The organism is Faecalicatena orotica, from assembly GCF_003149245.1.
Classification (GTDB): Bacteria; Bacillota; Clostridia; order Lachnospirales; family Lachnospiraceae; genus Faecalicatena_A; species Faecalicatena_A orotica.
This window is the reverse complement of the sequence record NZ_QGDL01000002.1, coordinates 33,497-46,560: the sequence shown is the minus strand read 5'-3', so window position 1 is coordinate 46,560 and position 13,064 is coordinate 33,497. Positions and strand designations below refer to the sequence as shown.

Genomic DNA, 13,064 nt, shown 5'->3' with positions numbered 1-13,064 from the left:
GGGTTATCACCCCGAATTGTTTTAATTGTCAGAATACGGAGTTCAAAGGGGTCAGACCCCTATTAAAGGAGGCATCTCATGGTTGCTAAACAGAAAATTTTGATTGTCGATGACGACGAGAATATCGCGGAACTGATATCGCTGTACCTTGTGAAGGAATGTTTTGATACAAAGATGGTTTATAACGGGGAGGATGCGCTGTCTGCCTTTGAGACTTACCACCCGAACCTGATTCTTCTTGACCTGATGCTGCCGGGTATTGACGGTTACCAGGTCTGCCGTGAGATCCGGGCTAAGTCCTCCACGCCGATTATTATGCTCTCCGCAAAGGGAGAAGTGTTCGATAAGGTTCTGGGACTGGAACTGGGTGCGGATGATTATATTATGAAGCCTTTTGATTCCAAGGAGATGGTGGCCAGAGTCCGTGCCGTCCTCCGCAGATATCATCCTGTGAAAACCGAGGAGCCTGCCGAGGATAAGGCGAAATGCGTTGAGTATGAGGGGCTGACGATCAACCTTACGAATTATGCCGTTGTATGTGACGGCCACCCGGTGGAAATGCCTCCAAAGGAGCTTGAACTGCTTTATTTCCTCGCGGCATCCCCGAACCAGGTGTTTACGCGTGAACAGCTCCTCGACCAGATCTGGGGCTATGAGTATATCGGAGACACCAGGACCGTGGATGTGCATATTAAAAGACTGCGCGAGAAGATCAAGGACCATCCGTCCTGGGGGCTGAGCACCGTGTGGGGAATTGGTTATAAATTCGAAGTAAAGTAAGTTTGTAATAGACATAAAAAGGAAGTGCGGCATGAAGAGTACTTTGTACTTAAAGTTTATCATCATCTATATTATATTTGGATTCCTGAGTTTTTTTACGGTAGGAATTCTGACGAGCCAGCTGATGCTTGACCGTCTGGAAAAGAATGACTCTCAGAATTTATACAAGCAGGCAAATGTAATGGCTGCCGACTATCTTCCGTCCTATTTTCAGGAAGATAACTCCACGCGCGCCGTGCATTCCCAGTTAAATGCAGCAAAACAGTACCTGAATTCCTCACTCTGGTTCGTAAAAGAGGATGGTACCCTGATTACTTCTGCCAATCTTGAAAACACAGCCGCACCGGATATGATCGAGAATTTCGACCCTGCCGAGATCGGGAGCGACCAGTATATTATCGGGGATTACCACGGGTATTTCACGGAGGACGTAATCACAGTCATGGCCCCTGTGACACAGGGGTTTTATATCCGTGGTTACCTCCTCATCCATAAGCCCGTCTCCTATATCCAGCAGACAAGCAGCAGGATGATGTTCCCGGTCTATATAACTGTTGCCGTGATTTTTATATTGTCCTTTATCCTGCTGCTCGCCTTCCACTTTTTTATTTACCGGCCGCTTCGCCAGATCACCGAGGCAGCTACCCAGTATGCGTCCGGGAACCTGACCTATGAAATTCCAGTCAACACACATGACGAGATGGGATATCTTTCGGCCTCACTGAATTACATGTCCGTCCAGCTTAGGGACATGGAAGAATACCAGAAGAAAATCGTAGCAAATGTCTCCCATGATTTCCGTTCCCCGCTGACCTCCATCAGGGGTTATGTGCAGGCCATGACGGACGGGACGATTCCACCGGAGCTGCATGGAAAATATCTCGATATTATTTTATTTGAGACAGAGCGTCTGACAGACCTGACAAAAGACCTTCTGACATTGAACGAATTCGATACAAAGGAACTGCTTCTTGATAAAACAGAATTCGATATTCAGGAAATGATTAAGAATACGGCAGCTTCTTTTGAAGGTGCCTGTACCCCGAAACGTATCTCCATCGGGCTTTTGCTGCTTCCCGGCGAAGTCCTTGTTTATGCGGACAGACGCAAGATACAGCAGGTCCTCTATAATCTGATCGACAATGCGATTAAGTTCAGTGAAAATGAATCCTCCGTCACGATCGAGGTAACTGCGCGCGGTGAGAAGATTTTTGTCTCCGTAAAAGATTCCGGCATCGGCATTCCGAGGAAAGAACTGAACAAGATCTGGGAGCGTTTTTACAAATCAGACCTTTCACGCGGCAAAGATAAAAAAGGAACCGGCCTTGGACTTGCAATCGTAAAAGAGGCAATACAGGCCCACGATGAACATATTAATGTAATCAGTACCGAAGGGGTAGGGACAGAATTTATCTTCTCACTCAGTAAAAAAGAAAATTAACCTTTTATGTAAAAAGACGCCGGGCGGGAAGGACAATCATGGGCGATTGTCCTTCCTGTCCGGCGTCCCGTCTTATTATCCTAAGATAATTCCTATCTTAATGGGATCCCATTTATTGTGTATTTCCTCCGTCCACGCTGATGATTGCACCTGTCATGTAAGATGATGCCTCGGAAGCAAGGAAAGAGATCACCCCGGTTATCTCAGATGTCTGCCCCATGCGTGCCGGACCTAAGAGAGCTGTTGAAGCCTTCGGCTGTACAAACTGGTGCTCCTGCATATACTTTCCAACTGCAATTGTCAGCGGTGTAATAATCCCGCCCGGACAGACACTGTTGACCCGGACACCGTATTTTGCCATCTCGATCGCCGCATCTTTTGTCAGTCCGATGACTGCATGCTTAGTAGCCGAATACACACCGAACCCGGTCTCCGGACGGATACCTGATGAAGAACCCGTATTGACGAGATGGCCGTATCCCTGTTTTTTCATGACACGGAGCGCGTGCTTCATGCCAAAGAAGCATGCCTTGAAGTTATTGTTTGTTACATAGTCAAAATCCTCTTCCGTAATATCTTCGAAAAGCTTTGGCATATGGATGACACCCTGATTGTTAAAATAGAAGTCTATCTTCCCATACTTCTCTGCCGCAAACCGGATAAATTTCTCCGCCTGTTCCTCGACCGCCATATTAATTTCGAGAAAGTCCGCCTCTACATTCTGTTCTCTGCACAGAGCCAGTGTCTTTTCCCCTTCTTCCTTATTCCAGTCACAAAGGACCATCTGAAACCCATCTTTTGCGAGTTGTACAGAACAGTCACGTCCGATTCCTGTTGCCGCTCCTGATACCAATGCTACTCTTTTCTCACTCATGTCCATACCTCCATATATGAAATCATTTCCCGATACATTTACACACACCTGAGGTGTGCACACTAACCTATATTTCCCGCGCAATTCTCGCGGCATCTGCCGTCGCATCGATTGCACGCCTCGGTTTTTCTGCGTCCCCTATCGTATAAACCGGAATCCCTTTCTCCTTACAAAGTGCTTCTTCCGCTGAAAAATCTGCGCTGTGTACCCCTACGGCTGCCACGACATAGTCACACGGAATCGTCTGTTTTTCTCCTCCATTGTCCACGACAACACCGTCTCCTGTAATCTCCAGACACTTACAGTTTGGCATCTGCGTCACACCTTCCATATAGAGGTTTTCCATGACGCAGACCTTTCTGGTCGTCCCCAGATCGGTTCCAAGCCCTTCCAGCATTTCTACTACAGTCACCTTACACCCTTTGTCTGACAGATATTCTGCAGTCTCCAGACCTACCAGGCCGCCGCCGATTACTACCACATTTCCTTCCACTGATGCTTTTCCGCCCAGAATTTCGTGTGAATTTTTCACATGCGGCAGATTAATACCCGGGATAGGCGGGATAATCGGCAGTGCACCGATGGCATTGATTACCACGTCCGGTTTCAGTTCTTCTATCAGGGCAGGAGTAACCGGTGCATTCAGTCTCACATCCACGCCGCGCCGTGTAATCTGCTCTCCCTTGCTCATAGCTGCGAGCTTCATTTCCAGCTTCCTCGGGGCCTCGCCTGCCAGAAGAAACTGTCCCCCGAGCCTGTCAGATGCTTCGCACAGAACCGGGTGGTGCCCCCTTGCATAGAGGACGTCTGCCGCTTCCATTCCAGCCATGCCCCCGCCTGCGATGAGTACTGTCTTCGGTTTTTTCGTTTTGGAGATGCGGTATTCATTTTCTTTGCCAAGGGCCGGATTTCTCAGGCAGGTAATGTGCGGAATCACATGGCTTTCGCAGGCATCGTAGCATCCCTGGTTGCAGCCCACGCATCTTACGATATCATCCAGCCTGCCTTCTTTGGACTTATTACAGAATTCCGGGTCAGCCAGCTGTGCGCGCCCGATTCCGACCAGATCCAGCTTATCTTCCTGAAGAAGCCGGTCGGCCAGTTCCGGATCATTAATACGCCCCACACCCATCGTGACCATTCCGGTCTCCCTGCGGATCCGCGCCGCGTTTTCGATGTTGAACGCTCTCGGGAGATCGATCGGCGGCACCTCAAACTTAATACCTGCACTGATAATATTTCCTCTCGAAATATCCAGCACATCCACGCCTGCTTCTTTTGCCAGTTTACAGAACGCGATCACATCCTCAATCGTCATGCCATTTTCAAGATAATCGTCCTGTGCGTCAATACGCATAAACAACGGCATATCGTCCGGTATGTTTTTCCTGATTGATTCGATGACCGCCAATGGAAAACGGGCCCGGTTTTCAAAAGTGCCTCCATACTCATCCGTACGTTTATTGATTGCAGGAGACAGGAAGGAATGCAGGATATAGTTATGTGCCATATGTACCTCCACACAGTCATATCCCGCCTCCACGGCTCTGTGTGCAGCCTTCCCGTAGCATGTCGTAAGTTCGTCGATCAACGCCTTGTCAGCGCCCTTTACAACATATCCGGGAGCCAGCTCCAGATCACTTGCAACGATAACCTGAATCCCCTGGTGCGCCGCAACTGCGATACTGCCCTGCCACAGCTGTACACCGGCTTTCCCTCCTGCTTCGTGGATTGCATCCGTGAGCCGTTTCATGCCCGGTATGAAACGGTCCTCTCCCAGTGACGGGTAAATCCCCGGCACGGATGGCTGGTGGACCCCGGTAACCTCTACCATATTGAGTCCGCTGCCTCCTTTTGCACGGTCTACATGATACTGGATCAGCTGTTCTGTTACTTCATTGTCCTTCGGGAATTTTGTCCCCATTGCAGGCATGATAATGCGATTCTTAAGTTCCAGTCCACGCAGTTTCATTGGTGAAAACAGATAAGAAAACATTCATTCAACCCCTTTCTTTTGGTTCATATGTTAGTTCCATTATTTCATATCTGTTAAAAACTTAAAGCGCATTTTCATCATAACCTTTCTCAATGCAGGGGCCATTTTTTAGATAAATATTATCATTTTGAACTGATATGCTTTTCTTAATTCACCTGAAACCGTATAATATAGATAATGAAACTGAAGCTAAAATAGTTCTGTACTCCCCAACAGGAGGTGTTTATGGAAAAAAAAGAGATGCATTCCTACTCAAATTCATTTTATCACCGCAGCCAGCTCACCCTTGAAAATGTGGCGGTTGAAACTGATACTCTCAAAAACAGCGAACAGCCTCATGCACACGACAATATAGAATACTGCCTGATACTTGGCGGAACGGGGTACCTCGATGTAAACGGGGAGCGCTATACCATCAGTACAAATGATTACATCCGATTTTTCCCCTTCCATGTCCACCGGCTGGTTCCACAGGAGCCTCTTCGTTTTCTCAGGATTTCTTTCCCACTGGAGCTCCTTGTTTATCTGGATATGAGCAAGAGTTTTGCAAATGACAGCCTGTATATCCTCGAATGCGGCTCGCCCGTTGTTGCTCTTTCGGACAAGGACTCGCCCTCCATGCAGCAGCTTTTTCTGGAGATTAAGCAGGAACTTAAGAAGAAAAATGACTTTTATGAGTTTTTCGTTCTCTCAAATGTCATGAAGATGGTAAACATCTACGAACGCATGGCATTAACCCAGAACAAAAGCCGTGACGCACAGCATAACCTTCTCTGGCAGGTTCTGCAGTACATGCATGTTCACTTTAACAGCAGCGCAGGTGAGGTCGCAAAGGCTTTTTCTATTTCTGTCCCTTACCTCAATTACCTGTTCCGCTGCATAACCGGCAGCAATTTTGCGGAAAACCGCCATCAGGTCCGTATCCGCAATGCCTGCTCCATGATGCAGTTCGAGGAACTTTCTATCGCCTTTATTGCAAATTATGTGGGGTACCATTCCCTCTCGACATTTTACAGGGTGTTTCATAAACTAAAAGGGATGACGCCCGAGGAGTACCGTAAAAAAAGTCCCTCAAATGCAGTTTACCGCTCAGATACCGCATGGCAGATTCTGCTATATCTTTTCGAGCATTACAATGAGAATCTTGATATTGTCAGTGTTTCCGACTATTTCTTCATGAGCAGGGCCACCCTGACGGAAATACTGAAACGGAATTACAGAACCGGCTTTTCAAGGCTTCTGACCTCCATCCGCCTTGTCTACGCAAGGGCGCTCCTCGCTGGGACAGAAATGCCGGTATATGATATTGCCATGACAGTCGGCTTTCGTTCCATACGGACGTTTCGCAGAAATTTTGAACAGGATACCGGCATGACCCCTTCTTCATACAGGGGAAGTGAATGTACTTAATTCCGAAAACATAAAGACAGGTATCTGCACTTCCCTTGCCCGGGACATACAGATACCTGTCTTTCTTTATTATAAGGCTATAAAACGTTCTTAAAGTCTCACTACTTCACAATCTTCATAGCAGTTGTTACTCATACAGCATATTCTGTATGGACTCTTCCTCCAGGTTCTCCTGTGTCACCCAGATATATCCTGTATCAACAACCGCCTCATTGCCGCTTTGGAGGATTGTACGTGATGCCGCAATCACGGATGCATAGCCGATTCCAAACGGATTCTGTACAACCAGCCCGCGGATATCTCCGTTCTTAAGTGATTCAATCTGGTCTTTTCCGCCGTCAAACCCCATCAGGATAATATCATCTGACTTTTCCGCCTGCTTTAAAGAAGAGAGTGCAAGCTTCGTTGCCGTCACATTCGTCCCGAAACAGCCCTTCACATCAGGGTGCTTCTCAAGGTAGTACTGGATTACATCTTCGTCTGTCAGGCTGTCAGGTGTAATCTCTTTCTCCTCTGCCTTTTTATTCTTATTCTTTTCTTCTGCGATTGCTTTTTTCAAATCATCCATCTTGTCCAGATAAATCGTCTCTTCAATCGTTACATCTGGATGGTTATTCTCAATCTCTTTCTTAAATCCATCCTCACGCTCTTTGCTGGAAGCTGACTTGGAATCATGTACGACCAGCAGTACCCCGCCTTTATTCTCTATCTCGCCGCTTAACTTATAAGCGCCCGTCCCGGCCGCCTCCTCATTATTCGTCTTGATTGTGCACTGGATTCCCTGATAGGAATTACCTGAGTCCAGTGCAATGATCGGGATACCGTTCTCTGACGCCAGGTCAAACTGGACGGTGCAGGCATCTGCATCTATACTCGCAATCCCGATTGCATCGGGATACCGCGCAAGCTCCTCATCGAGAATATTCACCTGCTCGTCAATGTCCTCCCCCACTCCGGGAGCATTGTAAGTCACCTTGACCTTGTCATCCCCCTTATATCCAAGCGCCTTGTTCAGATCCTCAGCCGCCTGTTCAACACCGCTCTTAAGTGCCTTCCAATAGGAAGAACTGTCATCCTTTCCTATGATAGATATATAAGCCCCGGGCTCTAACTTTAATCCCTGTACATTATTGTATGCTGACGGTGAAATCGCGTTGAGATTGTCCTGATATGGCGGTTCTTCCGTTGTATCTCCCGTAAACTTCGGAGTCTCCTCCTTTTTACTGCATGCACAGACAGCCAGCATAATGCAAAGTACAGCCGATACGATGATTGTCCACTTCTTTTTCATATAATTGCCTCCAGATCTTGTCTTACTGTCTCCAGATTACCACTTATATACTATACACTAATCCTGTGAAAAAAAAAAGGAATTTTTTCTTAATTTTTATAAAAAGTTATAAAATTGTACCTGATTTAAAGCATAAAATAGCTTGTATATTTAACTGTTTTATATTAGAATAAGCATAACGGCAGTTATAAAATACTGCTGCACATTTCAAAAAGGAGGATACATACATGGCACGAGTAATAAGTGATGAATGTGTAAGCTGCGGATCTTGCGAAAGCGAATGTCCAGTAGGAGCTATCGCTGAAGGTGATGGCAAATACGTAATCGACGCTGATGCTTGCGTAGATTGTGGAGCATGTGAGTCTGCTTGTCCTACAGGGGCTATTTCAGCAGAATAATTTTAGTAATAAATCGCAAAGTGATCACAAGCTGAGAATGCCGTCCTCTGGTGGGGGCGGTATTTTTATGGCATAATTTGACGAACGATTTATGTCTTTTCCCTATACATGCTATGGTATAATAACACCGAACACAAGAATCTTGTAACATCATTGTCTTAAGGAGGTATTGGTATAATATGGGTGAAGTCAGGTTTATGATTTCTGAAGCCGCCAAGCAGGTGAAGGTAGAATCCCACGTACTGCGTTACTGGGAAGAAGAACTGGAACTGGTAATAGGGCGCACGGAAATGGGGCATCGATATTATACAAAGGACGATATACAACTTTTTCGCTGTATTAAAAAACTCAAAGATGAAGGGATGCTTCTAAAGGACCTGAAACCCTTAATCCCAGAACTAAAAGCAACACGTCTTAAGATTCAGGAGACCGCTCCGTCAAAGTCTCAGGAACCTGAGAAACAGGCTTCCCTGCAAAAGCAGGACACAATAAAGAACATAAAGCCGGCTGGAGAAGCTGCATCTCTTCAGAGTACATCCGCCAAAACAGCACCTGCAGCAAAAGCTGCCATAAGGGAAATGGCGGTCCCCGCAGCAAAGGACAAGCCTGCTGCCCCTGAAATCATTCAGGCCGAGGTAATCCCGGTAACGCAGTTGGAACAGGTCAGAACCCTCATAGGCGATGTCCTGACAGAAGTCGTCACGACCAACAACGAGTCACTCAAAAAGGATATCAGCAAGAGTGTCACAAAGGATGTGATCCGGGAAATGGACTTCCTCTTCCAGGCCAAGGAACGCCAGGAAGAAGAACACTACCGCAAGCTGGACTGCCTGATCCGCCAGCAGCAGGCCAACCGCCGCGATGCTGCCCGCGAGACTCCGATTGGAAAGCTTAAAAAGCTTCTCAACTAGTTCCGCGTGCAGGGCCGGGGCAGGACAAAAAAGAGGAAAACCGGAACACAATCGTTACTGTCCCTGTTTTCCTCTTTTTTATTTTACTCCGGCTGCCGCAGCTCGTTTCCAAAACGGGTATACTGCGGAATCCAAGCCAGTCTGACGGTTCCGACCGGGCCGTTTCTCTGCTTTGCTATGATAATCTCGGCAATTCCCTTATCTTCCGTATCCGGTATATAATAATCCTCACGGTAAATAAACATACATACATCGGCATCCTGCTCAATGGCCCCGGATTCTCTTAGGTCAGAAAGCATAGGTCTCTTATCTGTCCTCTGCTCAACCGCACGGCTCAGCTGTGAAAGCGCAATAACCGGCACATTCAGTTCCCTTGCCAGCCCTTTCAGCGAACGCGAAATCTCCGAAATCTCCTGCTGCCGGCTTTCGTTGCTTTTCCCCCCGCTCCCGCTCATCAGCTGGAGGTAGTCGATGATAATCAGGTCCAGCCCGAGTTCCATCTTAAACTTCCTGCATTTGGAACGCATCTCCGTAATAGAAATACCGGAGGTATCATCAATGACGAGTCTCGATTTCCCGATCCGTCCGGCGCCTTCTATCAGTTTTTCCCAGTCTGTATCCTTTAAGTTACCTGTACGCAGAAGCTGGGCATCTACATGCGATTCCAGAGAGAACAGACGGTTAACGAGCTGTTCCTTTGACATCTCGAGACTGAAGATTGCCACAGCGCAATTCTGCCTGAATGCGGCATGCTGTGCAATGTTTAGAACAAAGGCCGTCTTACCCATTGAAGGCCTTGCCGCTATCAGGACCAGGTCTGAGCGCTGCAGTCCTGACAGCTTATAATCCAAATCTATAAAGCCTGTCGGGATACCTGTCACACTCCCCGTTGTCTTAGAGGCTTTCTCTATCACATCCAGTGCATTCAGTACGACCTGCTTGATTGGGACATACTCCTGTACACTTCCACGCTCGGCCAGTTCGAATACACCCTTTTCCGCCTTATCCAGTATCGCTTCAAGGGGCTGGTTTTCCTGATAACATGCGGTGGTGACTTCTTCGTTAACTTTAATGAGCTGGCGCAGTGTAGCCTTTTCCCGTACGATCTCGGCATAATACTTTACATTCGCCGAGGTTGTCACGCTGGCTACAAGGTCTCTCGCAAACTCCATGCTGCTGATCTCCGGGGGAACGTTCTTTTCCTTCAGATGTTCCTGCAGTGTAATCAGGTCCACGGGTTTTCCCGCCTGAAAGAGTTCCACCATAGAATCAAACAGTATCCCATAAGCAGTCTGATAAAAATCATCCCCTGTGAGGACCTCAGATGCAGCCATGATCGCGTCTTTGTTCATCAGCATGGCTCCCACGACAGCCTGCTCCGCTTCCGCGCTGTGAGGGAGTATTCTCTTAATCGCTGCTTCCATTTCCATAAAGCGAATCCCCTTATGCTTCTTCTGTTACAACAACTTTAAGCTCGGCCGTTACTTCCGGGTGTAACTTAACCGGAACATGGTGAGTGCCGAGCGTCTTGATCGTTTCCTTTAACTGGATCTTCTTCTTGTCAGCTTCCACTCCCATCTGGTCTTTTACTGCTGCAGCTATTTCCTTGCTGGATATTGACCCGAATGTCTTCCCGCCTTCTCCGACTTTGATGGAAAGTTCCACTTTTCCGGCCTCCAGCTCTGCTTTTAACTGCTTTGCGGCATCTAAGTTCTCCTGCGCGATCTTGTCTTCTTTCTTTTTCTGGAGCTTAAGCTCGTTTAAGTTCTTATTGTTTGCTTCAACACCGAGCTTTTTCGGCAGAATGAAGTTTCTTGCATATCCGTCGTTTACATTTACAATTTCTCCCTTTTTTCCGAGAGATTTCACGTCCTGTAATAAGATTACTTTCATAATTAAATATCTCCTTCTTCAATCATCTGGTCTATTGTTTCTTTCAGCACCTTAATTGCCTGATGCATATTTGTATGGTCAAACTGTGCTCCGGCAGAATTGATATGTCCGCCCCCGCCAAGCTTCTCCGCAATAATCTGCACATTCACCTCATCAATGGAACGCGCACTCAGGTAAATCCTGCCTTCGTAGATAGTAAGTACAAAGGATGCCTTGATACCGCTGATGTCCAGCAGCTCATTCGCGGCCTGTGCAGCAAGCACCGTCGGACTCTCAATATCTCCCGGGCTCTGTGCAATGGCATACTCGTCCCTGTAAACTTCCGCCATGCGGACGGCTTCTGCTTTTGCACGGTATGACTCCATATCATCGCGGAACATTTTGCGTACGCGGGTAATGTCAGCGCCGCATCTCCTTAAAAATGCCGCCGCTTCAAACGTACGCACACCTGTGCGGTTCATAAAGTTGCGTGTATCGATCATGATTCCCGCATACAGGCAGTCTGCCTCAACAGACGGAAACTTAATGTCGTCTACAATATACTGCAGTACTTCCGCAACCATCTCACTCGTTGAGGATGAGTACGGTTCTACGTAAGAAAGAACCGCGTTCTCGATTACATTGCTGCTCTGGCGGTGATGATCGAGCACGGCAATCGTCTTGGAACACTTCAAAAGTTCCGGACACTCGGTCATCTGCGGCTTGTTCGTATCCACAACAACTACCATCGTATTATCCGTCACATAATCCAGCGCCTGTTCCGAGGTCAGGAAAATGTCCTTCCCGTATGCCGGACTGCCGGCAATTTCATCGTACAGGGGGCGCACCGAAGTCGTGATCTCATTGATAACGACATGGGCCTTCTTCTCCAGTTCCACAGCCGCACGGTAGATTCCCATACATGCCCCGAGAGAGTCGGCGTCGCCGATCTTATGCCCCATGACAATGACCTGATCCTTGGCCACGATAAATTCACGCAGCGCCTCCGCCTTAACACGTGCCTTAACACGGGTATTCTTTGCTGTCTGTTCCTTCTTGCCTCCGAAATATGTAATTCCTTTGCAGTCCTTGATGACAGCCTGGTCCCCGCCCCGCGCCAGCGCCAGGTCAATGGCAACACGCGCATAGTTGTAGCTCTGTGCGTAGGTCGAAGTATTCAGCCCGAGTCCGATACTTAAGGTCGCGGAGCGGGCGTTTCCGATGTTTACCTGCTTTACATCCTCCAGAAGTGAGAACTTGTCTGCCTCGATCTTCCTGTAGCTTTCTTTCTTGATAACAATAAAGTACTTGTCTTTCTCAAGCTTTTTCACGATTCCGTCTATATCGCCGATATACTTGTTGATCTTACGGTCAATCAGCGCAACAAGAAGAGACTGCCGCACTTCCTCGACACTCTCCATGACTTCATCATAGTTGTCAATATAGATCAGTCCGGCAATCAGGCGCTGGTCTTCATTTTCTCTGATGTATGAGTTCAGTTCCGTAACATCCTTCATATATACCGCGATGAAGTATTCCTTCTCACGCGGGATCTGAAGCAGCTGCTCAGCCTCGCTGAATCCCTCAACTGAAACTCTTCTAAGCTCTACCTGATAGTCTCTTTCCTTGTAAACAACCTCCAGCTCTACATGATCCGACTCCTCACGCGGGAATACCCCGGTGTTCAGCTCCGGAATCAGTTTGTTCAGATACTTTTCCCGTTTCTGTCCTTCAATCATGTCGTTAAAGCTGTCATTCTTCCACAGGATCCTTCCATCTTCCAACAGGATGGCGTATGGAATCGTCAGTTCCTTAAGTAGTGTGTTCTGTATCCCCTTATACTGTGTAGAAAACTGAATTAAATCTGCCAGAATCAAAGAACGGTTGTAAAAGTACAGAAGCCCTACTATCACCAGATAAACGACGACAAAGACGGACATCATAACGCCTGCCTTCCTGTCGATCATGTACATCCAGATATTCATTGCAATCAGAAGCACCGTCATAATCAACGGCCACTGCATGTACATTCTGAGCTGCCCCTTTAGTCGCATATTCTTTTTTCCCATGCTTTTTTCCTCATAGTCCTTC

General features: G+C 47.4%; 11 protein-coding genes. 5 read left to right on the top strand and 6 right to left on the bottom strand.

Features of this window, described 5'->3' with window-relative positions; genetic code table 11:
- Positions 1-78: 78 nt before the first annotated feature.
- Positions 79-780, top strand: a complete 702-nt coding sequence (locus A8806_RS04090; protein ID WP_109729913.1) for a response regulator transcription factor — start codon at positions 79-81, stop codon at positions 778-780.
- Between the two features lie 31 nt (positions 781-811).
- The gene (locus A8806_RS04085; protein ID WP_109729912.1) at positions 812-2,221 is read left to right on the top strand and encodes a sensor histidine kinase; all 1,410 of its coding nucleotides are present in this window, start codon (positions 812-814) and stop codon (positions 2,219-2,221) included.
- 112 nt (positions 2,222-2,333) lie between these two features.
- Here the strand turns inward: A8806_RS04085 and A8806_RS04080 are convergent, their stop codons facing one another.
- Together A8806_RS04080 and baiCD are read right to left on the bottom strand one after the other, a co-directional pair.
- On the bottom strand, positions 2,334-3,095 hold the full coding sequence (locus A8806_RS04080; protein ID WP_109729911.1) for an SDR family NAD(P)-dependent oxidoreductase: 762 nt from the start codon (positions 3,093-3,095) through the stop codon (positions 2,334-2,336).
- A gap of 67 nt (positions 3,096-3,162) precedes the next feature.
- Positions 3,163-5,091 carry a bile acid Fe-S flavoenzyme BaiCD gene (baiCD, locus tag A8806_RS04075; RefSeq protein WP_109729910.1) on the bottom strand — a complete coding sequence of 643 codons (1,929 nt, stop codon included), beginning with the start codon at positions 5,089-5,091 and terminating at the stop codon, positions 3,163-3,165.
- A gap of 225 nt (positions 5,092-5,316) precedes the next feature.
- Here baiCD and A8806_RS04070 point away from each other — a divergent pair, with 225 nt between their 5' ends.
- Positions 5,317-6,501 (top strand): helix-turn-helix transcriptional regulator, encoded by a 1,185-nt coding sequence (locus tag A8806_RS04070; protein WP_109729909.1) that lies wholly within the window; start codon positions 5,317-5,319, stop codon positions 6,499-6,501.
- Between the two features lie 127 nt (positions 6,502-6,628).
- Here A8806_RS04070 and A8806_RS04065 read toward each other — a convergent pair whose 3' ends face one another.
- Positions 6,629-7,792, bottom strand: coding sequence for a substrate-binding domain-containing protein (locus tag A8806_RS04065; protein WP_109729908.1), 1,164 nt, complete (start codon positions 7,790-7,792; stop codon positions 6,629-6,631).
- A gap of 227 nt (positions 7,793-8,019) precedes the next feature.
- On the opposite strand from A8806_RS04065, the gene A8806_RS04060 reads away from it, so the two are divergent.
- Positions 8,020-8,190, top strand: a complete 171-nt coding sequence (locus A8806_RS04060; RefSeq protein ID WP_109729907.1) for a DUF362 domain-containing protein — start codon at positions 8,020-8,022, stop codon at positions 8,188-8,190.
- Between the two features lie 179 nt (positions 8,191-8,369).
- Positions 8,370-9,101 (top strand): helix-turn-helix domain-containing protein, encoded by a 732-nt coding sequence (locus A8806_RS04055; RefSeq protein ID WP_109729906.1) that lies wholly within the window; start codon positions 8,370-8,372, stop codon positions 9,099-9,101.
- Positions 9,102-9,184: 83 nt separating this feature from the next.
- On the opposite strand, the gene dnaB is transcribed toward A8806_RS04055, so the two are convergent.
- From dnaB to A8806_RS04040, 3 genes are read right to left on the bottom strand one after another with little or no spacing between them, the layout of a single operon-like run.
- Positions 9,185-10,531 carry a replicative DNA helicase gene (gene dnaB, locus A8806_RS04050; protein ID WP_109729905.1) on the bottom strand — a complete coding sequence of 449 codons (1,347 nt, stop codon included), beginning with the start codon at positions 10,529-10,531 and terminating at the stop codon, positions 9,185-9,187.
- Between the two features lie 13 nt (positions 10,532-10,544).
- On the bottom strand, positions 10,545-10,994 hold the full coding sequence (rplI, locus tag A8806_RS04045; protein WP_109729904.1) for a 50S ribosomal protein L9: 450 nt from the start codon (positions 10,992-10,994) through the stop codon (positions 10,545-10,547).
- Between the two features lie 2 nt (positions 10,995-10,996).
- On the bottom strand, positions 10,997-13,042 hold the full coding sequence (locus tag A8806_RS04040) for a DHH family phosphoesterase (protein ID WP_109729903.1): 2,046 nt from the start codon (positions 13,040-13,042) through the stop codon (positions 10,997-10,999).
- Positions 13,043-13,064 lie beyond the last annotated feature (22 nt).